General features: G+C 45.9%; 33 protein-coding genes. 1 reads left to right on the forward strand and 32 read right to left on the reverse strand.

Going from position 1 to position 20,790, the window contains the following annotated elements:
- Positions 1 to 46: 46 nt before the first annotated feature.
- The 28 genes from DWW13_RS06595 to DWW13_RS18795 all read right to left on the reverse strand — a co-directional run bounded on the left by DWW13_RS06595 (position 47) and on the right by DWW13_RS18795 (position 16,553).
- Positions 47 to 1,513: a VanW family protein gene (locus DWW13_RS06595; protein ID WP_158555030.1), complete on the reverse strand. Its 1,467-nt coding sequence runs from the start codon at positions 1,511 to 1,513 to the stop codon at positions 47 to 49.
- A 683-nt stretch (positions 1,514 to 2,196) separates the two neighbouring features.
- Positions 2,197 to 2,415 carry a translation initiation factor IF-1 gene (gene infA, locus DWW13_RS06600; protein ID WP_022461642.1) on the reverse strand — a complete coding sequence of 73 codons (219 nt, stop codon included), beginning with the start codon at positions 2,413 to 2,415 and terminating at the stop codon, positions 2,197 to 2,199.
- Positions 2,416 to 2,418: 3 nt separating this feature from the next.
- Positions 2,419 to 2,670: a KOW domain-containing RNA-binding protein gene (locus DWW13_RS06605; RefSeq protein ID WP_022461643.1), complete on the reverse strand. Its 252-nt coding sequence runs from the start codon at positions 2,668 to 2,670 to the stop codon at positions 2,419 to 2,421.
- Positions 2,667 to 3,437, reverse strand: a complete 771-nt coding sequence (gene map, locus DWW13_RS06610; protein WP_022461644.1) for a type I methionyl aminopeptidase — start codon at positions 3,435 to 3,437, stop codon at positions 2,667 to 2,669. The genes DWW13_RS06605 and map overlap by 4 nt, the downstream gene beginning before the upstream one ends.
- 3 nt (positions 3,438 to 3,440) lie before the next feature.
- Positions 3,441 to 4,085, reverse strand: coding sequence for an adenylate kinase (locus tag DWW13_RS06615; protein ID WP_022461645.1), 645 nt, complete (start codon positions 4,083 to 4,085; stop codon positions 3,441 to 3,443).
- A 167-nt stretch (positions 4,086 to 4,252) separates the two neighbouring features.
- Positions 4,253 to 5,569, reverse strand: coding sequence for a preprotein translocase subunit SecY (gene secY, locus DWW13_RS06620; RefSeq protein WP_022461646.1), 1,317 nt, complete (start codon positions 5,567 to 5,569; stop codon positions 4,253 to 4,255).
- The gene (rplO, locus tag DWW13_RS06625; RefSeq protein WP_022461647.1) at positions 5,569 to 6,009 is read right to left on the reverse strand and encodes a 50S ribosomal protein L15; all 441 of its coding nucleotides are present in this window, start codon (positions 6,007 to 6,009) and stop codon (positions 5,569 to 5,571) included. The genes secY and rplO overlap by 1 nt, the downstream gene beginning before the upstream one ends.
- A gap of 12 nt (positions 6,010 to 6,021) precedes the next feature.
- The gene (gene rpmD, locus DWW13_RS06630) at positions 6,022 to 6,204 is read right to left on the reverse strand and encodes a 50S ribosomal protein L30 (RefSeq protein WP_022461648.1); all 183 of its coding nucleotides are present in this window, start codon (positions 6,202 to 6,204) and stop codon (positions 6,022 to 6,024) included.
- Positions 6,205 to 6,218: 14 nt separating this feature from the next.
- Positions 6,219 to 6,728, reverse strand: coding sequence for a 30S ribosomal protein S5 (rpsE, locus tag DWW13_RS06635; RefSeq protein ID WP_022461649.1), 510 nt, complete (start codon positions 6,726 to 6,728; stop codon positions 6,219 to 6,221).
- Between the two features lie 20 nt (positions 6,729 to 6,748).
- Positions 6,749 to 7,117, reverse strand: a complete 369-nt coding sequence (gene rplR, locus DWW13_RS06640) for a 50S ribosomal protein L18 (protein WP_022461650.1) — start codon at positions 7,115 to 7,117, stop codon at positions 6,749 to 6,751.
- A gap of 17 nt (positions 7,118 to 7,134) precedes the next feature.
- The gene (rplF, locus tag DWW13_RS06645; protein WP_022461651.1) at positions 7,135 to 7,674 is read right to left on the reverse strand and encodes a 50S ribosomal protein L6; all 540 of its coding nucleotides are present in this window, start codon (positions 7,672 to 7,674) and stop codon (positions 7,135 to 7,137) included.
- A gap of 80 nt (positions 7,675 to 7,754) precedes the next feature.
- A complete protein-coding gene (rpsH, locus tag DWW13_RS06650) occupies positions 7,755 to 8,156 on the reverse strand; it encodes a 30S ribosomal protein S8 (protein WP_022461652.1) in 402 nt (133 codons plus the stop codon).
- A 24-nt stretch (positions 8,157 to 8,180) separates the two neighbouring features.
- Positions 8,181 to 8,366: a type Z 30S ribosomal protein S14 gene (locus DWW13_RS06655; RefSeq protein ID WP_022461653.1), complete on the reverse strand. Its 186-nt coding sequence runs from the start codon at positions 8,364 to 8,366 to the stop codon at positions 8,181 to 8,183.
- A gap of 16 nt (positions 8,367 to 8,382) precedes the next feature.
- A complete protein-coding gene (gene rplE, locus DWW13_RS06660) occupies positions 8,383 to 8,922 on the reverse strand; it encodes a 50S ribosomal protein L5 (RefSeq protein ID WP_022461654.1) in 540 nt (179 codons plus the stop codon).
- A 20-nt stretch (positions 8,923 to 8,942) separates the two neighbouring features.
- Entirely contained in the window at positions 8,943 to 9,284 is a 342-nt protein-coding gene (gene rplX / locus DWW13_RS06665) for a 50S ribosomal protein L24 (RefSeq protein WP_243026061.1), read from the reverse strand.
- A gap of 10 nt (positions 9,285 to 9,294) precedes the next feature.
- On the reverse strand, positions 9,295 to 9,663 hold the full coding sequence (rplN, locus tag DWW13_RS06670; RefSeq protein ID WP_022461656.1) for a 50S ribosomal protein L14: 369 nt from the start codon (positions 9,661 to 9,663) through the stop codon (positions 9,295 to 9,297).
- Positions 9,664 to 9,698: 35 nt separating this feature from the next.
- Positions 9,699 to 9,956, reverse strand: a complete 258-nt coding sequence (rpsQ, locus tag DWW13_RS06675) for a 30S ribosomal protein S17 (protein ID WP_022461657.1) — start codon at positions 9,954 to 9,956, stop codon at positions 9,699 to 9,701.
- 16 nt (positions 9,957 to 9,972) lie between these two features.
- Complete coding sequence (gene rpmC, locus DWW13_RS06680) at positions 9,973 to 10,182, reverse strand: 50S ribosomal protein L29 (RefSeq protein WP_022461658.1); 210 nt, start codon at positions 10,180 to 10,182, stop codon at positions 9,973 to 9,975.
- Positions 10,172 to 10,609 carry a 50S ribosomal protein L16 gene (gene rplP, locus DWW13_RS06685; protein WP_022461659.1) on the reverse strand — a complete coding sequence of 146 codons (438 nt, stop codon included), beginning with the start codon at positions 10,607 to 10,609 and terminating at the stop codon, positions 10,172 to 10,174. The genes rpmC and rplP overlap by 11 nt, the downstream gene beginning before the upstream one ends.
- Positions 10,610 to 10,611: 2 nt before the next feature.
- Positions 10,612 to 11,268 carry a 30S ribosomal protein S3 gene (rpsC, locus tag DWW13_RS06690; RefSeq protein ID WP_022461660.1) on the reverse strand — a complete coding sequence of 219 codons (657 nt, stop codon included), beginning with the start codon at positions 11,266 to 11,268 and terminating at the stop codon, positions 10,612 to 10,614.
- 12 nt (positions 11,269 to 11,280) lie between these two features.
- Positions 11,281 to 11,667, reverse strand: coding sequence for a 50S ribosomal protein L22 (gene rplV, locus DWW13_RS06695; RefSeq protein ID WP_022461661.1), 387 nt, complete (start codon positions 11,665 to 11,667; stop codon positions 11,281 to 11,283).
- A 33-nt stretch (positions 11,668 to 11,700) separates the two neighbouring features.
- Positions 11,701 to 11,982, reverse strand: coding sequence for a 30S ribosomal protein S19 (gene rpsS / locus DWW13_RS06700; protein ID WP_022461662.1), 282 nt, complete (start codon positions 11,980 to 11,982; stop codon positions 11,701 to 11,703).
- Positions 11,983 to 11,993: 11 nt separating this feature from the next.
- Positions 11,994 to 12,839 carry a 50S ribosomal protein L2 gene (gene rplB / locus DWW13_RS06705; protein ID WP_055266980.1) on the reverse strand — a complete coding sequence of 282 codons (846 nt, stop codon included), beginning with the start codon at positions 12,837 to 12,839 and terminating at the stop codon, positions 11,994 to 11,996.
- A 61-nt stretch (positions 12,840 to 12,900) separates the two neighbouring features.
- Positions 12,901 to 13,200, reverse strand: a complete 300-nt coding sequence (gene rplW / locus DWW13_RS06710) for a 50S ribosomal protein L23 (protein ID WP_022461664.1) — start codon at positions 13,198 to 13,200, stop codon at positions 12,901 to 12,903.
- Positions 13,200 to 13,820, reverse strand: a complete 621-nt coding sequence (rplD, locus tag DWW13_RS06715) for a 50S ribosomal protein L4 (RefSeq protein WP_022461665.1) — start codon at positions 13,818 to 13,820, stop codon at positions 13,200 to 13,202. Before rplD ends, rplW begins: the two co-directional genes overlap by 1 nt.
- A gap of 26 nt (positions 13,821 to 13,846) precedes the next feature.
- Positions 13,847 to 14,482 (reverse strand): 50S ribosomal protein L3, encoded by a 636-nt coding sequence (gene rplC / locus DWW13_RS06720; protein ID WP_022461666.1) that lies wholly within the window; start codon positions 14,480 to 14,482, stop codon positions 13,847 to 13,849.
- A gap of 193 nt (positions 14,483 to 14,675) precedes the next feature.
- On the reverse strand, positions 14,676 to 14,993 hold the full coding sequence (rpsJ, locus tag DWW13_RS06725) for a 30S ribosomal protein S10 (protein WP_117510469.1): 318 nt from the start codon (positions 14,991 to 14,993) through the stop codon (positions 14,676 to 14,678).
- A gap of 504 nt (positions 14,994 to 15,497) precedes the next feature.
- Positions 15,498 to 16,553 (reverse strand): hypothetical protein, encoded by a 1,056-nt coding sequence (locus DWW13_RS18795; RefSeq protein ID WP_158579755.1) that lies wholly within the window; start codon positions 16,551 to 16,553, stop codon positions 15,498 to 15,500.
- A 187-nt stretch (positions 16,554 to 16,740) separates the two neighbouring features.
- Between DWW13_RS18795 and DWW13_RS06735 the strand changes: the two genes are divergently transcribed.
- Positions 16,741 to 17,496, forward strand: a complete 756-nt coding sequence (locus DWW13_RS06735) for a GNAT family N-acetyltransferase (protein ID WP_055220765.1) — start codon at positions 16,741 to 16,743, stop codon at positions 17,494 to 17,496.
- A 99-nt stretch (positions 17,497 to 17,595) separates the two neighbouring features.
- On the opposite strand, the gene DWW13_RS06740 is transcribed toward DWW13_RS06735, so the two are convergent.
- Genes DWW13_RS06740 through murB form a run of 4 tightly spaced genes read right to left on the reverse strand, consistent with a single transcriptional unit; the run spans position 17,596 to position 20,627 of the window.
- Entirely contained in the window at positions 17,596 to 17,859 is a 264-nt protein-coding gene (locus DWW13_RS06740) for an HPr family phosphocarrier protein (RefSeq protein ID WP_055227733.1), read from the reverse strand.
- Positions 17,856 to 18,794 (reverse strand): DNA-binding protein WhiA, encoded by a 939-nt coding sequence (gene whiA, locus DWW13_RS06745; protein WP_055227735.1) that lies wholly within the window; start codon positions 18,792 to 18,794, stop codon positions 17,856 to 17,858. Before whiA ends, DWW13_RS06740 begins: the two co-directional genes overlap by 4 nt.
- A gap of 10 nt (positions 18,795 to 18,804) precedes the next feature.
- On the reverse strand, positions 18,805 to 19,686 hold the full coding sequence (rapZ, locus tag DWW13_RS06750) for an RNase adapter RapZ (RefSeq protein ID WP_022461841.1): 882 nt from the start codon (positions 19,684 to 19,686) through the stop codon (positions 18,805 to 18,807).
- A 29-nt stretch (positions 19,687 to 19,715) separates the two neighbouring features.
- On the reverse strand, positions 19,716 to 20,627 hold the full coding sequence (gene murB / locus DWW13_RS06755; protein WP_416388352.1) for a UDP-N-acetylmuramate dehydrogenase: 912 nt from the start codon (positions 20,625 to 20,627) through the stop codon (positions 19,716 to 19,718).
- Between the last annotated feature and the right edge of the window lie 163 nt (positions 20,628 to 20,790).

The following is a 20,790-nucleotide window of genomic DNA, read 5'->3' on the forward strand; positions in this document are numbered from 1 at the left end:
CTCTTCTCTGTCCCGCCTGTTTTTTACAGGTAACATCTTTTTTGCATCATGATCCTGAGTTCAGCGGTTTGTATTTGCTTGCGCATACGGATTCTGATTTTACTACATTTCCGCTTGCATCTTTGTAATCACGATACGTTACATTACTCATTTCATCGATCTGCTTTACCCTTGGCTCAATGGTATAGTCGTTTTCTTTTGTTCCGAGAATTTTTACGGTCAGTGTGTCACTGCTGTCCATATTCATCACAATTTTCACCGGGTACTTATGATTATTTTCAAATTTGAAATCCGGTGAATCCCAGAATACGGTTGCATCCATTCCAGACGGCACATAATGTACCGGCATCGAATGGTTGGCTCTTTCCACCACATCAAGGTCTGTGTACAAAATAGCGGAAAACAGTGTGGAGGACACCTGGCATTCGCCTCCTCCAAGTACCTGGACGACTTTGCCATCCTGATAGCCTGCTGCCTCCTGATATCCTTTTTCCGCCGTTGTATCACCTACGACACCATTAAAAGAGAAGGTTTCTCCCGGCAGAACAATCTGTCCGTTGCAGATAGATGCCGTAAGTCCGACGTTGTGAATTCTTCCGCTCGTTCCACCCGCTGCGCTGGAGCTGTAACTTCCAAGCGTGTCTTTAAACAGGTTTGCGTTCATCTTCTCGGTTGTAATCTCCGGCTCGGTAAATGTAAACGGAATCGTGATATCCGTATTTTCTTCTGCACTCTCATACTCGGCTTTCGCATTGTCCGCATTCATTGAGGTTCCGTTTTTCGATGCCACAACGGAATATCCGTTATCCGGATCCAGCGTCGCATTGACGGGATCGGTATAAATCTGGCTTGCAATTCCGGCAAAATCCGGTTCTGTCAGCTGATTTTCTGCCGTCGGGCAGGAAATTACATCCTGGAAATTCATTGCTGTCACATTCGTCTGGATCTGCTGTTTTAAGGCATCCACATCCGGTCTGGTTCCGGAAATGCCTTTATGCACGATCAGGCCGGTATCTGTTACTTCATATGTAGTATCCTGCATGGAGTTGTAATCCTGAATGCCGGATGCCTGTACAATTCCTTCCACCTCATCTGGATGGGTCGCAGTCGGCTGCACATCATAGGAAAGCTTCTCTGCCTTTCCCCATTTCATCTCGACCCACTCCAGACCGCGAACCAGAAGATTTCCATGGCCTTTTTCATATGCTTTTTCAATTTCTGCGGAAGCATCCATCCCCAGCATTGGAAATACGTTCATCGTATACTGCTGACCATCCAGCTCAACGGTAACAGCTGTATCTTTATAATCTTCTTCAAACTTCTGTTCTACTGTCTGCGCAGCTTCTTTTTTGCTCATTCCCTGAATGTTTACTCCGTTAATAGAAGCATCTGCCCAGATTTTGTCATCCTCGATGATCAGACAGAAGATTCCATATGCAGCGGCAAGTAAAACAATCACTGCAACTACGCTCAATGCTGCAACAAGGCCTTTTTTCTTTCCCCTTTTTGTCATTGCACATTTTCCTTTCCTGTTATCTGTAAGGAGCAGCGATGCCATTGCTGCAGATCCGAATTTTTTTCAGACTGCAGCCTGCTGTTTCATAAAATGTTTCCCTGATTTCTGCCGGTACATGGATTTTACCGCACCGCACAGGAGATCCTTCCCGGTAAAATTTCTCCGTAAAGTTTCTCTATTGCATTGTATCACATTATTTTGAGAATTCAACCAAATATTTCAACTTCACACAGAATTCACAAACATATATTCTTCTGTCGCTTTCGAGCCCTCATCTGTCATTTTCACGGTTTTCCGGCCGCTCTTTTCTCCTGTCTTTTCACTTTTTCTTTTTTTTCTGACGGTTTAAAAATTTTGTTTCAAAAGTGCACAAATTCTCCTGGTTTTTACAAAAAGTTTTCATAAAATTTTATACTTTTTTCATTGCTTTTTCTATTAAAATATTGCATAATACATCTGGAAGGTTTCAAAAGGGACTGAAAAGAAATTCAGATGCCCGCCGCCGCGGATGCTGCAGGGTTTGCAGACTGGTGCTTGCTTTGTGGCTGTCAGAAATCTGAAGGCCGGTGATCGAAATCTTTGTTCTGTAGAACGGTTACTGTTATTGGGGATGAATACAGAGAAACACATACAGAGAAAAAGCCATCCGGCATGCCGGATGGCTTTTTTTATCGTATTTCTTATTTATCTCTCCAGATAATACGTCCCTTGTCCAGATCGTATGGGGACAGCTCGATGGTTACTTTGTCTCCCGGAAGAATACGGATAAAGTTCATACGCAGCTTTCCGCTGATATGAGCCAGTACAACGTGTTTATTTTCCAGTTCTACTTTAAACATTGCGTTTGGTAATTTCTCGAGGACAGTTCCCTCTACTTCAATTACATCTGCCTTAGACATTGATTAATCCTCCTTCAACTCTTTGCAACTTTTTTCTTTTAATGCCTTACGGATATCTTCATCACGAACCGCATCCGTCATTTCGTAATCCGGCTGTACGTGAATCAGCTTCTTCTTTTTCGGCCGGTTGGCGGTACGGATTTTTCCGTCCACCAGGAATACGTATGGCTCCTGTACATCCGAAATCACATACAGCTTTCCTTTATCGTGGCCGGCCAGGCTTCTGGCAAACATTCCTTTCACAATCGGTTTCATAAATCCTCCTCCGTATGCGAAAGTGTCAGAATTTCCGGTTCTCCCTCCGTAATCAGAATCGTGTTCTCATAATGTGCGGCAAGAGAGCCGTCTTCTGTCACAACGGTCCAGTCATCATCCAGCCATCTGACTGCATAGCCTCCGGCTGTGATCATCGGCTCGATGGCGAGCGTCATGCCAGGCTGCAGACGGACGCCGCGGCTTGGCTGTGCGAAGTTCGGCACTGCCGGATCTTCGTGCAGGTGCGTTCCGATGCCGTGGCCTACCAGGTCGCGGACAACGCCGTAGCCGAAGCTCTCTGCGTATGCACCGATCGCCGCCGAAATCTCATGAAGATGATGGCCTGCTTTTGCGTATTTGATTCCTTCAAAAAAGGCCTGGCGTGTTACTTCCACCAGTTTTCTTGCCTCCGGCGAGATCTCACCGACCGCGTGTGTGCGGGCTGCGTCGGAATGGTATCCTTCATAGATAAGTCCCGCATCCAGGCTGACAATGTCGCCCTCTTTCAGAATCCGTTTTTTACTTGGGATTCCGTGAACCACTTCTTCGTTCACAGAAACGCAGATCGAAGCCGGATACCCATTATAGTTTAAAAAGTTGGGAGTGCATCCGAAGCTGCGGATCATCTCTTCTCCGAGCTTGTTGATTTCCCAGGTTGACATTCCCGGATGGATGGCGCGGCCTAATTCATCGTGTACCTTCTCCAGCAGTTCACCGGCACGGCGCATTTTTTCAATTTCCCGGGCAGTTTTAATTGATATGGACATCCTTTACGCTCCTAAAATCTTTACTATATCCTGAAATACCACGTTGATATCCTGGGTTCCGTCAACTTCCACCAGAACATTGGCTTTCTTATAGTAGTCAATCAGAGGCTGTGTCTGAGCATGGTATACAGACAGTCTCTTCTGTACGGTCTCAGGTTTATCGTCATCACGGAGAACCAGCTCGCCGCCGCAGGTATCGCATACATCTTCTACCTTTGGTGCGTTAAATTCTACATGATAGGTTGCTCCGCATCCGATGCAGGCACGGCGTCCGCCCATACGGTGAACGATATTTTCATCCGGTACTTCTACATTGATTGCGTAGTCAATTTTCTCTCCGCGTGCTTCCAGGGCTTTGGTCAGTGCCTCTGCCTGCGGAATCGTTCTTGGGAAGCCATCCAGCACGTAGCCCTTTGCTGCGTCCGGTTTGGAAATACGGTCTACAACAAGATCGCAGGTCAGCTCGTCCGGAACGAGTTCTCCCTTGTCCATGAATGCTTTCGCTTTCTTTCCAAGCTCGGTTCCCTCTTTGATATTTGCGCGGAAGATATCGCCGGTTGAAATATGAGGAATCTCATATTTTGCAGCGATCTGTTTTGCCTGTGTACCTTTTCCGGCACCAGGTGCCCCCAACATAATAATTTTCATGCGCTTTTCCTCCCATGTTTGAATTTGCAGCAATCCACTGCGTGTAATTTACCCTATTATACCATAAAATAAACCACAATAGCAAAAATTTTCTCTGTTAAAGCCTCTTTAAAAGCGCTTTAAACAAAAGAAAGGGCCTGTCTTATCCAGACAGTCCCTCTTATGCCTTAATCGTTTAAGAATCCTTTGTAATTGCGTACCAGCATCATGGATTCAATCTGTTTTAAGGTTTCCAGAATTACGCTGGCAATAATGATCAGAGAAGTACCTCCAAAGGATACATTCGCTTTGAAAAATCCATTAAAGAAAAATGGAATCACTGCAACAATGGTAAGACCTGCTGCACCGATAAAAATAATATAGCTGAGCAGATTGTTCAGATAATCTACCGTGGATTTACCCGGGCGGATGCCTGGGATAAAGCCGCCCTGTTTTTTCATGTTATCTGCAACTTCCATCGGGTTGAAGGTGATGGAGGTATAGAAATAAGCGAAGAAAATAACAAGGACAATGTAGAGAATCAGGCCCAGCGAAGCAACTGGATTGGTTTTGTCAAACCAGTTGTTGGAATTCAGCATCTTGATCAGCGTTCCGCCGATACCTTTGATATCCGACTTTCCGACAAACGACAGGATAATCGATGGGAAAGACATGATGGATGATGCAAAGATGATCGGAATAACGCCCGCTGTATTTACCTTCAGCGGAATATTGGATGACTGTCCGCCAACCATTTTTCTTCCGGCCATTTTCTTGGAATACTGTACCGGAATTCTTCTCTCAGCGCCATTCAGGATCAGTACCAGCACAACAACAGCGATGATCACAACAGCGATGATAATCCACATCAGCAGACCACGCGCGATGGTTTTGCCTTTTACGAAGGTTTCGTAAAGGGTTACCATATCCTGCGGGATTCTGGAAAGGATGTTGATTAACAGGACCATAGAAATACCATTTCCAACGCCCTTGTCGTTGATCTGTTCTCCCACCCACATAAGGAAGGCAGAACCGGCTGTCAGAGCTGCCACTACAACAATCACATTAACTGCGTTAAAAGTGGTGAGGAGTCCCTGGCGTCCAAAGCCTACTGCCATGGCAACAGACTCAAACAATGCAAGACCTACTGTCACATAACGAGTAATCGCAGTCATTTTCTTTCTTCCCTCTTCGCCGTCACGCTGCATTTCCTCAAGTCGTGGAATTGCAATGGTGAGCAGCTGAATAATGATGGAAGAAGTAATGTACGGTGTAATACTCAGAGCAAAGATGGAGAAACGGTCGAAACCGCCGCCCGTGAATGCATTCAGGAAGCTGAATGCCTCATTCGTATTATTTGCAAAATAATTCGCAAAAAAGCTTGTATTGACACCCGGTACAGGCATCTGAGAGCCTAACCGGATGACAACAAGCATCATAAGCACATAAAATATTTTGCGACGAACATCTTTGACCTTAAATGCATTGATAAAGGTCTTAAACATTAGATCACCTCGACTGTTCCACCTGCCGCTTCAATTTTTGCCTTTGCGCTCTCGCTGAAAGCATTTGCTTTTACAGTGAGTTTTTTGGTGACTTCACCGTTTCCAAGGATTTTTACGCCATCTCTCGGATTGGAAACAAGACCAGTCTCAATCATAGTTTCTACGGTTACAACAGCTCCGTCCTCATAACGATTCAGAGCATCTACATTGATTCCAACGATTTCCTTGGAGTTTCTGTTTTTGAAACCTCTCTTCGGAAGACGTCTGTATAAAGGCATCTGACCACCTTCAAATCCCGGTCTCGGTGCTCCGGAACGTGCTTTCTGTCCTTTGTGGCCTTTACCTGCTGTTTTACCATTTCCTGAACCATGTCCACGGCCTCTGCGGAAGTTATCGTTCTGTCTGGAACCTTCAGCCGGCTGTAAATTAGATAAGTCCATTACGGTACCTCCTTATGCTTCTTCTACTTTAACCAGGTAAGAAACCTGATTAACCATGCCGCGAACTGCTGCGTTATCCGGCAGTTCTACCGTCTTGTTAACTTTTTTCAGACCCAGTGCTTCCACGGTTCTTCTGTGTTTCGGAACACATCCGATCGGGGATTTCACCAGTGTTACTTTTAATTTATCTGCCATTTTTCACATCCTCCTTAAGCAAAGATCTCGTTTGTAGATTTGCCGCGAAGTCTTGCTACTTCTTCTGGAGTCTTCAGCTCAGACAGACCAGCGATGGTAGCCAGAACTACGTTCTGCTTATTTCTGGATCCAAGGGATTTTGTACGGATGTTCTTAATACCAGCTAACTCGATTACGGCACGGGCTGGGCCACCAGCGATGACACCAGTACCTTCAGGAGCTTTCTTTAACAGAACCTCTGCGCTTCCGAATTTACCTACGTAGTCATGAGTGATACTTCCGTTCTCATTGATTGCTACGCTTACCAGTTTCTTCATAGCGTCTTCTTTACCTTTGCGGATAGCTTCCGGAATCTCGGCTGCTTTTCCAAGGCCTGCGCCTACGTGTCCATTGCCGTCGCCGACAACTACTAAAGCTGTGAAACGGAAGTTACGACCACCTTTAACAACTTTTGTAACACGCTTAATTGATACGACTTTTTCTTCCAGTTCGAACTGGCTTGCATCAATAATTGTATGCTTCATGTGTTCTTTTCCTTCCTTTCTTAGAATACCAGCCCAGCTTCTCTAGCTGCGTCTGCGAATGCCTGGATTTTTCCCTGGTAGATGAATCCGCCACGGTCAAATACAACTTCAGTAATACCTGCTTCTACAGCTTTCTTTCCAAGAACGGTTCCAAGATATGCTGCTGCATCTACATTGTTGGTTTTCTCAAGCTCTGCTTTAACATCTTTCTGAAGAGTAGAAGCAGAAACTAAAGTATTTCCAATCGTATCGTCGATAATCTGAGCATACATATGGTTATTGCTGCGGAATACACACAGACGCGGACGCTGTGCAGTACCTACGATATGATTACGTAATCTTCTATGCTTTTTCTGGCGCATCTGCGCTCTTGATACTTTACTAATCATGTTCACACTCTCCTTAATTATTTCTTACCAGTCTTACCAACTTTACGTCTGATCACTTCATCAGCATACTTGATTCCCTTGCCCTTGTATGGCTCAGGTCTTCTCTTGTCTCTGATTTCAGCGGCATACTGGCCAACTTTCTCTTTGCTGATACCGGAAACAATGATCTTGTTGCCGTCTACAGCGGAGGAGAGTCCTTCCGGATCGATCATCTCTACCGGATGAGAATATCCAAGAGACAGAACTAATTTGTTGCCCTGTTTTGCAGCTCTGTAACCTACACCGTTTACTTCCAGTGTTTTGGTATAGCCTTCGCTAACACCAATTACCATGTTGTGGATCAGAGTTCTGGTCAGACCATGAAGAGCTTTCATTTTCTTCAGATCGTTCGGTCTTGTAACTACTACGTGTCCGTCTTCCAGTTTGATGGTCATTTCAGACGGGAGAGTTCTCTCTAATGTTCCTTTTGGTCCTTTTACTACAACGTGGTTATTTTCCTGGATGTCTACTGTTACACCTGCAGGAATTGCCACTGGCAGTCTTCCAATACGTGACATACCAATTTCCTCCTATTAACTTAGATTTTCGGAGAGAGCTTTAAGCTCTCTCTGTTTTCAGTTGCCTTGTTTCGTTTCTATTACCAAACGAATGCCAGAACCTCGCCGCCGACCTGCAGCTTACGAGCTTCTTTATCGGTGATAACACCCTGGTTTGTGGAAAGAATAGCGATTCCAAGTCCGCCAAGTACTCTCGGCAGCTCGTCCTTGCCAACATAGATTCTCAGACCCGGTTTGGAGATTCTCTTCAGACCGGTGATGATCTTCTCGTTTTTGTCAGCGCCGTATTTCAGGGTGATGTGCATATTCTGGAATGCACCCTCATCGCTGAGTTCATATTTTGCAATGTATCCCTCGTTTACCAGGATATCAGCGATTGCGATTTTCATTTTGGATGCCGGAACATCTACTGTATCATGTTTTGCAGTGTTAGCGTTACGGATTCTTGTAAGCATATCTGCAATCGGATCACTCATACTCATTTGAATTTGCCTCCTTCTAAAATTTTACCAACTAGCTTTCTTAACGCCAGGAATCTGGCCTTTGTATGCTAATTCACGGAAGCAGATTCTGCAGATTCCGTATTTTCTTAAATATGCGTGTGGACGGCCACAAATTCTGCAACGATTGTATTCTCTTGTAGAGAATTTAGCTTTGCGCTGCTGTTTGATTTTCATTGCTGTTTTAGCCATGAATCAATTCCTCCTATTACTTTGCGAATGGCATGTTGAATAATGTCAGTAATTCACGAGCTTCTTCATCTGTGTTAGCAGTGGTAACGAAGATAATGTCCATACCTCTGACTTTATCAACTTTATCATACTCGATCTCTGGGAAAATCAGCTGCTCTTTGATACCAAGAGCATAGTTTCCTCTGCCATCGAAAGCGTTCGGATTTACGCCGCGGAAGTCACGTACACGAGGCAGTGCCAGGTTGATCAGGCGGTCTGCGAACTCGTACATTTTCTCGCCACGAAGGGTAACTTTGCATCCGATCGGCATACCCTCACGGATTTTAAAGTTTGCTACGGAATTTTTCGCTTTGGTGGTAACTGCTTTCTGTCCGGTGATAGCTTCCATATCACTGATTGCAGCGTCCAGAAGTTTAGCGTTCTCCTTAGCTTCACCAACACCCATGTTGATTACGATTTTGGAGAGCTTCGGCACTTCCATCACGTTTTTGTATCCAAATTTTTTGGTCATTGCATCAACGATCTGCTCGTTGTAAAGATCTTTCAGTCTACTCACGGTTTTGCCTCCTCTCTTCCTTAATCAATTACTGCGCCGTTCAGCTCTTTTGCTTTTGCAACGCGGGTTCTAACAGCTTTTGTTTTGCCGTTTTTCTCAACCATCTCAACTTTGATTCCAACGCGGGTCGGAACTCCTTTTACAACCAGCATTACGTTGGATGCATCGATAGGAGCTTCTTTGTTTACGATTCCGCCCTGCTGATTAGCCATAGACGGTTTCTCATGCTTTGTAATCATGTTTACGCCTTCAACAACAACACGGTTGTTCTTTACGTCAACGCTGACTACTTTGCCGGTTTTGTCTTTATCTTTGCCGGCGATTACCTTTACGGTATCGCCTTTTTTAATCTTCATTGACATAGCTGTCCTCCTATAATACTTCCGGAGCTAAGGAAACAATCTTCATGAACTGTTTCTCACGAAGCTCTCTGGCTACTGGTCCAAAAATACGGGTTCCTTTTGGAGTTTTGTCATCTTTGATAATAACTGCTGCGTTCTCATCAAATTTGATGTAAGAACCGTCTTTACGACGAGCGCCTTTTACGCTTCTTACAACAACAGCTTTTACTACGTCACCTTTTTTAACAACGCCGCCTGGTGTTGCATCTTTGACCGAAGCAACGATTACATCACCAATGTTGGCATATCTTCTTGTAGAACCGCCCATAACACGAATGCATAAGATTTCTTTTGCACCGGTGTTGTCAGCGACTTTCAGTCTAGTTTCCTGCTGAATCATGCTGGTATTCCTCCTTTAGCATTCTGATCTCTTATTTATTTCGCTTTCTCAACGATCTCCACAAGTCTCCATCTCTTATCTTTGGATAAAGGTCTTGTTTCCATAACTCGTACGGTATCACCTACATGGCACTCGTTGTTTGCATCGTGTGCTTTCAGCTTATATGTGCTTTTTACAATTTTCTTGTACAGAGGATGTTTTACATGGTCTTCGATGGCAACCACGATAGTCTTATCCATCTTATCGCTGACAACTTTGCCCACGCGAGTTTTTCTAAGATTTCTTTCTTCCACGATATTTTCCTCCTAATTACTCAGCTGCGTTTGCCTTCTGGGCAATAACAGTCTGGATTCTTGCAATATTTTTGCGAACCTCTTTGATTCGGCTTGTATTGTCAAGCTGGTTGGTTGCATTCTGGAATCTTAAATTGAAGAGTTCCTTTTTAGCAGCTACTAATTCGTCATTCAGCTCAGCTGCGCTCTTTGTATTTAAATCTTTTACAAATTCGTTAGTTTTCACTGTTATCACCGCCTTCTAAGTCTGCACGAGAAACAACTTTGCATTTACATGGTAACTTATGCATGGCAAGACGTAATGCCTCGCGGGCTGTTTCTTCCGGAACACCTGCGATTTCGAACATTACACGGCCTGGTTTTACTACTGCTACCCAGTACTCCAGAGAACCTTTTCCGGAACCCATTCGGGTTTCAGCCGGCTGTGCGGTTACTGGTTTGTCCGGGAAAATTTTGATCCAAACTTTACCACCACGTTTGATGTAACGTGTCATGGCGATACGGGCTGCCTCGATCTGGTTGGATTTGATCCAGCATGGCTCAAGGGCTACGAGACCAAATTCACCGTAGTTAATTTTGTTTCCTCTGAGGGCTTTACCCTTCATGGAACCACGGAACTGTTTACGACGTTTTACTCTCTTCGGCATTAACATAATTAATTCTCGCTCCCTTCCTTTTTAGTTCTGGTTGGAAGTACTTCGCCATTGTAGATCCATGCTTTTACGCCAACTTTACCGTAAGTGGTATCTGCTTCAGCGAATCCATAATCGATATCGGCACGCAGGGTCTGCAGCGGAATAGTTCCCTCGCTGTAGAACTCGGTACGAGCCATATCAGCTCCACCAAGACGTCCGGATACAGATGTTTTGATTCCCTTAGCGCCAGCTCTCATCGTACGCTGCATGGTAGACTTCATAGCACGACGGAAGGAAATACGGTTTTCCAGCTGTAATGCAATGTTCTCAGCAACGAGCTGTGCATCGCGGTCCGGTCTTTTTACTTCTTTGATATCTACGATAAGCTTTTTGTCAGTCAGTTTCTGAACTTCAGCTTTTACTTTCTCGATCTCTGCTCCGCCTTTACCGATAACAACGCCCGGTTTTGCGGTGTAGATGATAACTTTTACTCTGTCAGATGCTCTTTCGATTTCGATCTTGGAAACACCTGCGCTGTACAGTTTCTTCTTCAGGTATGTGCGGATGTTGTAGTCCTCTACGAGGTTATCTGCGAAATCACCCTCGGCATACCATTTGGAATCCCAGTCTTTAATAACACCGACTCTCAGGCCGTGTGGATTAACTTTCTGTCCCATGACATGTCCTCCTTATTTCTCGTCTAACACAATCGTGATGTGGCTGTTTCTCTTCAGGATTCTGTAAGCTCTGCCCTGTGCTCTCGGATGAATTCTCTTCATGGTCGGAGCCTTGTTAGCGAAGCACTCAGCTACATACAGGTTTTCTCTGGAAAGACCGTTGTTGTTCTCAGCGTTTGCGATTGCGGACTCCAGCAGTTTTTTCACTACGCTGGAGGCATATCTCGGGTTATAAGTTACAATACCAAGTGCGGTTGTTACGTCTTTACCGCGGATTGCATCTAAAACAAATCCAGCTTTCTGCGCAGACATTCTAGCGTAGGATAACTTTGCAGACGGTCTGGTATCTTTGTTAGCATTTCTTGCTCTTTTAATCTGACTTCTATGTCCTTTAGCCATTGCTAAAAAACCTCCTCTCTCAAATCATTCTACTTAGCGGACGCCGGATTTCTTCTCGTCCTTGCCGTGACCTCTGTAGGTTCTGGTTGCTACGAACTCACCGAGTTTGTGTCCAACCATATCCTCTGTAACGTATACCGGCACATGTTTTCTTCCGTCATGAACAGCGATTGTGTGTCCAACGAATGACGGGAAGATTGTAGAACGACGTGACCAGGTTTTAATGACTGTTTTATCTCCTGAAGCGTTTGCAGCGTCAACTTTCTTTAACAGGCTTTCATCTGCAAATGGTCCTTTTTTTAATGAACGAGACATCGTTTACCTCCTTATTTCGATAAAGCTTTTCCATCGCGTCTTCTTACGATGTACTTGTTAGACTGCTTGTTCTTTGCTCTGGTCTTCAGGCCAAGAGCCGGTTTTCCCCAAGGAGTAGACGGGCCCGGACGTCCGATACCGGTCTTTCCTTCTCCACCACCATGTGGATGGTCATTCGGGTTCATGACAGAACCACGTACAGTCGGGCGGATACCCATGTTACGTTTCCGTCCTGCTTTACCAATGTTGATCAGGCTGTGCTCGCCATTTCCAACAACACCGATGGATGCACGGCAGTTGATCGGAACCATTCTCATCTCTCCAGACGGAAGACGAAGGGTTGCGTATTTACCTTCTTTAGCCATCAGCTGAGCGCCATTACCAGCTGCACGAACAAGCTGTCCGCCTTTGCCTGCATGAAGCTCTACGTTGTGAACCATGGTACCAACCGGAATCTCGGACAGCGGCAGGCAGTTTCCAGGTCTTACCTCTGCAGCAGCGCCGCTCATAACCTTCATGCCAACTTTCAGTCCTTCCGGAGCCAGGATGTATGCTTTCTCGCCGTCTGCATAGCAGATCAGAGCGATGTTTGCTGTTCTGTTCGGATCGTACTCGATCGATTTAACGATTGCCGGAACATCATCTTTTCTTCTCTTGAAGTCGATGATTCTGTATTTTCTTCTGCTTCCGCCTCCGCGGTGTCTTACAGTGATTTTACCCTGGTTGTTACGACCAGCGTTTTTCTTCAGGGACACTACCAGAGATTTCTCCGGTGTGCTCTTCGTGATTTCGTTGAAATCAGAGGAGGTCATGTGTCTTCTGGAAGGTGTATATGGGTTAAAGCTTTTGATTCCCATTACTTTGTTCTCCTTTCATTTCGTATCGCACTTATGTGTGCATATTTCGAACAGCTGCTAATTAAAGTCCTTCGAAGATTTCGATGTCTTTGCTGTCCTCGGTCAGAGCAACGATTGCCTTCTTGCTCTTTGCAGTTTTTCCAACTACCATTCCACGACGTTTGTTCTTTCCGTCCATGTTCATGGTGTTTACGCTTTTTACTTTTGTTCCTTCGAACATTTTCTCAACTGCTTCTTTAATCTGAGATTTGTTTGCTTCCGGGTGAACCATAAATGTGTATTTCTTCTCGCCCATAGCGTTCATGCTCTTCTCAGTTACGATTGGTTTCAGGATTACGTCGTAATATCTGATATCTGCCATTATGCGTACACCTCCTCGATAGATGCAACACTGCTCTTGGTTGCGATGATGGTGTTGTATTTCAGCATGTCGAATACATTGATGGTATTAACAGATGCAGTCTGAACGCCAGCAATATTTCTTGCGGAAAGTGCTACGTTTTCGCTGTCATCTCCGATGATTACCAGTGCGTTGTTTACTTTGAGGTTATCAAGCACTTTCTTCATCTCTTTTGTTTTAACCTCTGCAAGTTTCAGCTCATCAAGAACGATGAATTTGTTCTCCTGAACTTTGCTTGTCAGAACGGATTTTAATGCAGCTCTTTTCTCTTTCTTGTTCATTTTGAAAGAGTAATCTCTTGGTACTGGAGCGAATACAACTCCGCCGCCTGTCCACTGAGGAGCTCTTGTTGAACCCTGTCTTGCGTGACCTGTTCCTTTCTGTCTCCACGGTTTTCTTCCGCCACCGCTTACTTCGGAACGGGTTTTAGCTTTCTGAGTTCCCTGACGATTATTTGCAAGCTGAAGCACTACAGCCTGATGTACCAGATGCTCGTTGATTTCTACACCGAACACTGCATCATTAAGCTCCATGCTGCCAACTTCTTTGCCTTCCATATTTAATACAGATACGTTAGCCATTACGTGTGTTCCTCCTTTCAACGAACTTATTTACCGCATTTTACTGTCTCTTTGATGGTAACCATGGATTTCTTCGGTCCTGGTACAGCACCTTTGACTAACAGTAAATTGTTCTCTACGTCAACTTTTACGATTTCCAGGTTCTGTACGGTGATTTTCTTTCCGCCCATCTGTCCTGGCATTCTTTTTCCTTTGAATACCTTACTCGGATCGGAGCAAGCACCATTGGAACCTGCGTGACGATGATATTTGGAACCATGAGCCATAGGTCCTCTGGACTGACCATGTCTCTTGATGGCACCCTGGAATCCTTTACCTTTGCTTGTTGCAGTAGCGTCGATTTTGTCGCCTGCGCCAAAGATATCGGCCTTGATTTCCTGTCCTAATGTATAGGTTTCAGCATCTTCAAATCTGAACTCTTTCAGATATCTCTTGCAGGAAACACCTGCTTTTGCGAACTGGCCTTTCATTGGTTTGTTCACACGGTTTTCTTTCTTCTCGCCGAAGCCTACCTGAATTGCACTGTACCCGTCGTTGTCTGCGGTTTTCACCTGTGTTACAACACACGGACCTGCCTGCAATACAGTTACCGGTACTAAAACACCGTTTTCGTCGAAGATCTGAGTCATTCCGACTTTTGTAGCTAAAATTGCTTTCTTCATTCCTTTTACCTCCTGTTTTATCTACAGCGGAACTTCCTATTATAAAGAAGTTCATTCTAGCGAACAGTTGATATAAGTGGAACACTATGACCCTTAGGGATGTTGATTCCTTCGAATGAGTGTTGCTTCTATATCATCTATTGCTTACTTAATTGATGGCCGGGGGCTGATCCCGGACTTTTTACAGCTGATCTTATTTGTTTTTCATCTTGATGTCGATGTAAACGCCAGCCGGCATTTCCAGTCTTGATAATGCATCCACTGTTTTCTGGGTAGGTGCGATGATATCAATCAGTCTCTTGTGGGTTCTCTGCTCGAACTGCTCACGGGAATCTTTGTACTTATGAACGGCACGAAGGATAGTTACTACCTCTTTCTTCGTTGGAAGCGGTACTGGTCCGCTCACCGTTGCTCCGTTCTTCTTTACAGTTTCGATAATTTTCTGTGCAGATGCATCTACTAACTGATGATCATACGCTTTCAGTGTAATTCTCATTACTTGACTTGCCATAAAAAAAGTCGCCTCCTTTTCGCACTTTTACGAGTACGACAAGCGGTGACTGTACACTTACCCGTGTGTGTCCTGATGTTTGCACACGGTCGTTTCCACTCTTACAGGTGGACTTAATTGTGGGTACAGTGACTTGTCGCCAGTTTCTTTAACTTGACATTCGCTCCACGGAAAACCCGCTGTTTCTCAGCGGCAACCTCGCGCTTCAACGCTATCAATGTCACAACAGTTGTTAGTATACAAGAAAGCACGCGAAAAATCAAGGTTTTTTTTTATTTTTTTCGATTTATCCGTTTTTATGCAAAAAGAGAAATACAGGGGTGCCGTGTTGTGCACTTTTCCTATATCTCTCTCTTTTTTGACGTTTTCCAACTATTCAGAGCCCCATCTCGATTCCGCTGCGATGCATCTCGATGTGGCTTCTTGCCATATGAACAAAAAGAAAAGAACGTCCATTCATGCAAGCATGATTTGCGTTCTTTTCGTTCGCATGGCTCTGAATAGTTACAGAATGTCGGAATAATCTAAGATTGTGATGCCGGTTGCAGGATCTTCAATGACTTTCGGGTCATCTCCGGCTGCGTGGGCCTTCTGGAGGAGTTCTTCCGCCGTGTAAACCGGCATGGCAAGTTCGATCGGTTCGGACGGTTCCGGTTCCGGCTCTTCTTCCGGCTCTTCGATGGTTTCTTCAAACTCTTCGATTTCTTCCACAGTTTCCGGCTCTGCTGATTCCGTTTCTTCGGTTTCTTCTGTCACTTCTTCCGCTGTTTCTTCTGCGGCAGCTTCTTCGACGATTTCCGTTTCTTCCACGGCTTCCGGAATTTCTTCGGTTTCTTCTCCTCTTACAAGGTTCTGCAGATCGACGGTATTAAAGGACACCTGCTCCGTTTCTTCTTCTTCCAGATCCGGAATTTCAAATTCGTCCTGATTCTCTTCTTCTGCCGTCTTCTGGTCGGCTGCTCTCAACTGTTCGGTCATTTCCTGTTCTTCCCGTTTCTTTTTTTCTTCCAGGGCAGCTTTCTTTCTGCTGCGAAGCTCTTCGGACGCTTTCTCATCGTCCTCGTCTTCTTCCTCTTCTTCATCATCCTCCTCTTCTTCATCACGTTTCCATACCTCGGAAAGGATAAACAGAATGACCAGAAACAGGATGGCAAGTCCGATGATCATGATTCCCTCTCTGCTCTGCGCCGCCATCGACAGAAAGCCGATCACCGGAATCGTGACGATCACTTTGCTCACGGTTGCTCTCACGGTAATTTCCGTTGTGTCTCCACTGATCACATTTTTTACGGATGCGGTTCCGGCAGCGGTGTCGAGGGACTGTATCGTATAGATATACTTTCCGGAATTGTCATCAACCAGGATTTTTTCTCCCGTCGCAACCGATGACGTATCTGTCTTCTTTGCGTACGTGACAGCGCCGCGAGAAATGTTGGTATTTCCCATCCCGTCTGAGACAAGTGTCGTGATGCCGGCAAACGGCGGAATCACCAGTGCGCCTGCTGACAGGATTGCAAGCAGAAGCAGCGTATTCACAATTACCTTCAGTAATTTTGACATATTCAATTCTCCTTGTATTCTCAGTCTTTGCCCCCTATTATAACCCCTTTTCTTCGATTATGCAAGAAAACGTTACGCATCGTGTCCCGGCCGCCCGGTTCCGCGTGTCGAATTTTTCGATTTTTTCTTGAAGATCTGTCCTGTTTCTTCTATACTATATACATAACCAAAGGGGGAATACTTTCATATGAATACACTGATCAAAACCATCGAAGATCTTTCCCTGAACGCATGGCCGTCTCACCAGATCGAGCTGTACGACGGATGGATTCTTCGTTTTTCTTATTTTTATACACACCGGACCAACAGCGTCGAGCAGATCGGGCCGTCCACGATTCCGGTGGAGGAAAAAGTGCAGTACTGTGAGGAGATCTACCGTCGCTGGGGTACACCGGCAATTTTCAAGATCAGTCCGCTTGTCAATCCGGGCTTTGATGCAATGCTCGCCGACCGCGGCTATGTAGTCCAGCACACGACGCACGTCATGACAATGGATCTGGCGAACTTTGCCAAAAAGGATCCTGCCGTTGCCGTGACCGTCAGCAGCTTTATCCCGCCGAAATGGATTGACAGCCTCTTTGCTTTAAAGAGCACGACGAACGTGATGCACCGTATGGTCGTTCCTTCGATGTACCGCGCCATTCCAAAAGAAACCATCTGTACCTCCATCCAGGATGAAACCGGAACAATCGTTGCCACCGGCCTTGGCATCCGCGACCGCGATTACGTCGGTGTCTATGCCATCCATGTGCATCCTGCGTACCGCCACCGCCACTACGCTTCCTCGATCTGCCGCACAATCCTCTCCGAGGGAATCCGGCTCGGTGCAACGAAAGCGTATCTTCAGGTTGTCGAGGGAAACACGCCTGCGATCACACTGTATGAATCGCTCGGTTTTTCCTATCTCTATACCTACTGGTTCCGCGCGAAGAACGTGGTCTGATTTTCGTCTGTTTTCGCATAAAAAAGCATAGCAAAACGGCATGTCAAAATTTTCTGACATGCCGTTTTGCTCTATGTTTATGCTATAAGTGCAGTAAGATTATTCAGCAGAAGGACTGCTTAAATATTTTTCAACGCCGTCCATGGCTTCGCTCTCGTCTTTTCCGTTTGCGGTCACGGTAACTTCCTCGCCATTGTCCAGACCAAGTGTCATCATACCCATAATGCTCTTCGCATTTACTTTTTTTCTGCCGCTCTCGACGTAGATTTCACTTTCGTACTGGCTCGCTACCTGTACCAGCATGGCAACTGGTCTCGCCTCCAGGCCGCTTGAAAGACGAATTGTGATTGGTTTCTTAATCATAATACTTCTCCTCCTTGTTTCCTTCGCAAATCTTCTGCAATCTCTTTTAGTTTCCTTAATCTATGATTAACTCCGGATTTACCAACAACCGGCGTTAACATCTTGCCCAGTTCCAGAAGCGATGCTTCCGGGTATTGTAAGCGGAGCCTTGCCATCTGCTCCAGCGGTTCCGGCAGAGAAGAAAAGCCTGTGGTTTCTTCGATATACCGGATATCTTCGATCTGGCGGATCGCCGCGCTGACCGTTTTGTTGATGTTGGCAGTTTCACAGTTCACCTTTCGGTTGACACTGCCGCGCATTTCTTTTAAGATCCGCACGTTTTCCAGATTCATAAGTGCGATGTTGGCTTCCATGATGCCAAGCATCTCCACAATCTGTGCGCCTTCTTTCATATAAACCACATGGTGGTTTTTCCGGAGAACGATCCGTGCATCAATTCCAAAGCTTTTCAGAAGTTCCTGCACCTGTTCTGCTCTCGGCGCATCGGGGCAGACAATTTCGAGATGGTAAAACCGGTTGGGATCGCTGATGGAACCGGACGCTAAAAATGCGCCCCGCAGAAATGCCCGTTTGCAGCACTGACGCTGTACCACAACAGCCGGAATCGGCATTGTTAACTGCCGGTCTGTCTCGTGTAACTTCACTGCCTGCAGAATCTGACGGGTTTCTTCCCTGTCATTTGCGCGGATCAGATACGTATTTTCCTTCTGATTCAGCTTAACTGCAAGCTCTGCCTCTATATTAAATGTTTTTTTCAATAAAGTAAAGTACTTTCTTGCCACATACGCATTCTCTGTCTGAATCCGTATCGTCCCGTCCTTCTCGGAAATCTGTCCGCAGAGTGACAGGATCGCCGCTGTTTCCGCAATCTGGCAGTGGCGTGCCGTCGGAAGATGTCTCGATAATTCCTCTTTTACCTCGCTTGAGAATGACATCCTTCCACCTCTAAATTCCTTTTCGGATGGCGTCTTTTTCCAGATCCCGGTGCTCAATCCGGATTCCATAGTCCTTCGCGTTGGAAAGACGCCGGTACAGCTCGTTGGCAAGGGTTACGGAACGGTGTTTTCCACCGGTACAGCCGATGCTGATAATGAGCTGATGCTTGCCCTCGGAAATATAATTCGGAATCAGAAAACGGATCATATCCTCTAATTTTTCCGCAAACACCTGCGCTGTCTCAAATCCCATCACATAATCCCGCACCGGAGCATCGTTGCCGGAGAGCGGGCGCATGCCTTCTACGTAGTAGGGATTCGGCAGGAACCGCACATCGAAAACAAGGTCCGAATCCGCCGGGATTCCGTATTTGAATCCAAATGAGAGCACGGTAATCATCAGATTTTTGAATTTCTGATCCTGCACGAAAATCTTATCGAGCTCCGCTTTCAGCTCTCTTGTGAGAAGCTGGCTCGTATCGAGAATGTAGTCCGCATCTTTTTTCAGGAACTCAAGTGCTTTGCGCTCTTTTCTAATTCCCTCATCCACCCGTCCAAGGCCTGCCAGCGGGTGCGTTCTTCTCGTCTCTTTGTATCGTTTGACCAGCACGTCATCGGACGCGTCCAGAAACAGGATCTCATAGCAGATTCCGTTGATGCTCATCCACTCCAGAACATTCTGCAGGTCCGGGAGCGCCTGGCCGCTTCGGATATCGATTCCGACTGCCACTTTCTGGATTTCTCCGGAAGTACCGTCGGCGGTAAGCTGTGCAAATTTTTCAACCAGCGGGATCGGAAGGTTATCGACGCAGAAATATTCCGCGTCCTCCAGCATTTTCAACGCTGTACTTTTTCCCGCACCGGACATGCCGGTCACAATTACAAAACGCATGTTTTTTCTCCTTTGGTGGATAACGAAAATCAGAATTCCCCGAGGAACTGGATTTCCGGCTCAAGCTGTACGCCAAACTGTTCTTTTACTTTTGCCTGGATCTGACGGATCAGTTCCATCACATCCGATGCGGTTGCACCACCTGCATTGATCAGAAAGCCGCAGTGTTTTTCCGATACTTTTGCACCGCCGACTGCGTAGCCGGAAAATCCGGCATCCATCACAAGCTTGCCTGCAAAATAGCCTTCCGGCCGCTTGAATGCGCTGCCGGCGCTCGGATACTCGAGCGGCTGTTTCTCTACCCGCTTGTTTTTCAATTCCTGCATGCGGGCAAGAATTTCTTCTTTATCTCCCGGAACAAGCATAAGTTCTGCTCCAAGTACGACGTAGCCTCTGTCTTTGATGACGCTGGCACGGTAGCCGAAGCCGAGCTCTTCTTTTTCCAGTTTCCGGATCTCACCTTCTCTTGTGAGTACAGTGACATTCTGTACAATATCCTTCATCTCTCCGCCGTAGGCTCCCGCGTTCATACGGACGCCGCCGCCTAAAGTTCCAGGGATTCCGGAGGCAAACTCCATACCGGAAAGACCGGCTTCTCTTGCCGCCCGGCTGATGGATACGAGCATGCTTCCGGCTTTCGCCCGGATTCTGTTTCCTTCCACTTCGATTCCCTGAAAGTTTTTGTAAACCGAAAGAATCACACCGTGGTAGCCCTCGTCACTTACAACGAGATTGCTGCCGTTTCCGGTGACGAACCACGGGATCTCTTTTTCTTCGCAGAGAGCCACGATTTTTCTAATTTCTTCTTCTGTATGAGGAGCGACGAAATAATCTGCCGGACCGCCCACACGGAAGGTCGTATGATTTTTCATCGGTTCTGCGGTCTGTACCGCATCTTCCCCTGCAATTGCATAAAGTTCTCTGACAATCTCTTCTTTGATCACGATTTTTACCCTTTGCCGCATCTGCGGCCGAACATTTCATTACGAATTACTACGAATTACAGATTATACTTTTTAGACGCGAAAGCAGCCGACATCCCTCACTTCTTCGTTCGTTCTGCCAGCCGCTGTTTTTCTTCTTCGTCTGCCCGCCTTTTTGCAG

The sequence above is a fragment of the Blautia sp. AF14-40 genome (assembly GCF_003479665.1).
Taxonomy (GTDB): domain Bacteria; phylum Bacillota; class Clostridia; order Lachnospirales; family Lachnospiraceae; genus Fusicatenibacter; species Fusicatenibacter saccharivorans.

Bases quoted from the DNA above. Each gene is read 5' to 3' on its own strand.
- DWW13_RS06595 (WP_158555030.1), bottom strand. From the start codon at position 1,513: ATGACAAAAAGGGGAAAGAAAAAAGGCCTTGTTGCAGCATTGAGCGTA.
- infA (WP_022461642.1), bottom strand. From the start codon at position 2,415: ATGTCTAAGGCAGATGTAATTGAAGTAGAGGGAACTGTCCTCGAGAAA.
- DWW13_RS06605 (WP_022461643.1), bottom strand. From the start codon at position 2,670: ATGAAACCGATTGTGAAAGGAATGTTTGCCAGAAGCCTGGCCGGCCAC.
- map (WP_022461644.1), bottom strand. From the start codon at position 3,437: ATGTCCATATCAATTAAAACTGCCCGGGAAATTGAAAAAATGCGCCGT.
- DWW13_RS06615 (WP_022461645.1), bottom strand. From the start codon at position 4,085: ATGAAAATTATTATGTTGGGGGCACCTGGTGCCGGAAAAGGTACACAG.
- secY (WP_022461646.1), bottom strand. From the start codon at position 5,569: ATGTTTAAGACCTTTATCAATGCATTTAAGGTCAAAGATGTTCGTCGC.
- rplO (WP_022461647.1), bottom strand. From the start codon at position 6,009: ATGGACTTATCTAATTTACAGCCGGCTGAAGGTTCCAGACAGAACGAT.
- rpmD (WP_022461648.1), bottom strand. From the start codon at position 6,204: ATGGCAGATAAATTAAAAGTAACACTGGTGAAATCCCCGATCGGATGT.
- rpsE (WP_022461649.1), bottom strand. From the start codon at position 6,728: ATGAAGCATACAATTATTGATGCAAGCCAGTTCGAACTGGAAGAAAAA.
- rplR (WP_022461650.1), bottom strand. From the start codon at position 7,117: ATGATTAGTAAAGTATCAAGAGCGCAGATGCGCCAGAAAAAGCATAGA.
- rplF (WP_022461651.1), bottom strand. From the start codon at position 7,674: ATGTCACGTATTGGAAGACTGCCAGTGGCAATTCCTGCAGGTGTAACA.
- rpsH (WP_022461652.1), bottom strand. From the start codon at position 8,156: ATGAGTATGAGTGATCCGATTGCAGATATGCTTACAAGAATCCGTAAC.
- DWW13_RS06655 (WP_022461653.1), bottom strand. From the start codon at position 8,366: ATGGCTAAAACAGCAATGAAAATCAAACAGCAGCGCAAAGCTAAATTC.
- rplX (WP_243026061.1), bottom strand. From the start codon at position 9,284: ATGTCAATGAAGATTAAAAAAGGCGATACCGTAAAGGTAATCGCCGGC.
- rplN (WP_022461656.1), bottom strand. From the start codon at position 9,663: ATGATTCAGCAGGAAACTAGACTGAAAGTCGCTGACAACACCGGTGCA.
- rplP (WP_022461659.1), bottom strand. From the start codon at position 10,609: ATGTTAATGCCGAAGAGAGTAAAACGTCGTAAACAGTTCCGTGGTTCC.
- rpsC (WP_022461660.1), bottom strand. From the start codon at position 11,268: ATGGGACAGAAAGTTAATCCACACGGCCTGAGAGTCGGTGTTATTAAA.
- rplV (WP_022461661.1), bottom strand. From the start codon at position 11,667: ATGGCTAAAGGACATAGAAGTCAGATTAAAAGAGCAAGAAATGCTAAC.
- rpsS (WP_022461662.1), bottom strand. From the start codon at position 11,982: ATGTCTCGTTCATTAAAAAAAGGACCATTTGCAGATGAAAGCCTGTTA.
- rplB (WP_055266980.1), bottom strand. From the start codon at position 12,839: ATGGGAATCAAAAGCTTTAACCCATATACACCTTCCAGAAGACACATG.
- rplW (WP_022461664.1), bottom strand. From the start codon at position 13,200: ATGGCAGATATCAGATATTACGACGTAATCCTGAAACCAATCGTAACT.
- rplD (WP_022461665.1), bottom strand. From the start codon at position 13,820: ATGGCTAACGTATCTGTATTAAATATGGAAGGCAAAGAAGTTGGCAGC.
- rplC (WP_022461666.1), bottom strand. From the start codon at position 14,482: ATGAAGAAAGCAATTTTAGCTACAAAAGTCGGAATGACTCAGATCTTC.
- rpsJ (WP_117510469.1), bottom strand. From the start codon at position 14,993: ATGGCAAGTCAAGTAATGAGAATTACACTGAAAGCGTATGATCATCAG.
- DWW13_RS18795 (WP_158579755.1), bottom strand. From the start codon at position 16,553: ATGTCAAAATTACTGAAGGTAATTGTGAATACGCTGCTTCTGCTTGCA.
- DWW13_RS06735 (WP_055220765.1), top strand. From the start codon at position 16,741: ATGAATACACTGATCAAAACCATCGAAGATCTTTCCCTGAACGCATGG.
- DWW13_RS06740 (WP_055227733.1), bottom strand. From the start codon at position 17,859: ATGATTAAGAAACCAATCACAATTCGTCTTTCAAGCGGCCTGGAGGCG.
- whiA (WP_055227735.1), bottom strand. From the start codon at position 18,794: ATGTCATTCTCAAGCGAGGTAAAAGAGGAATTATCGAGACATCTTCCG.
- rapZ (WP_022461841.1), bottom strand. From the start codon at position 19,686: ATGCGTTTTGTAATTGTGACCGGCATGTCCGGTGCGGGAAAAAGTACA.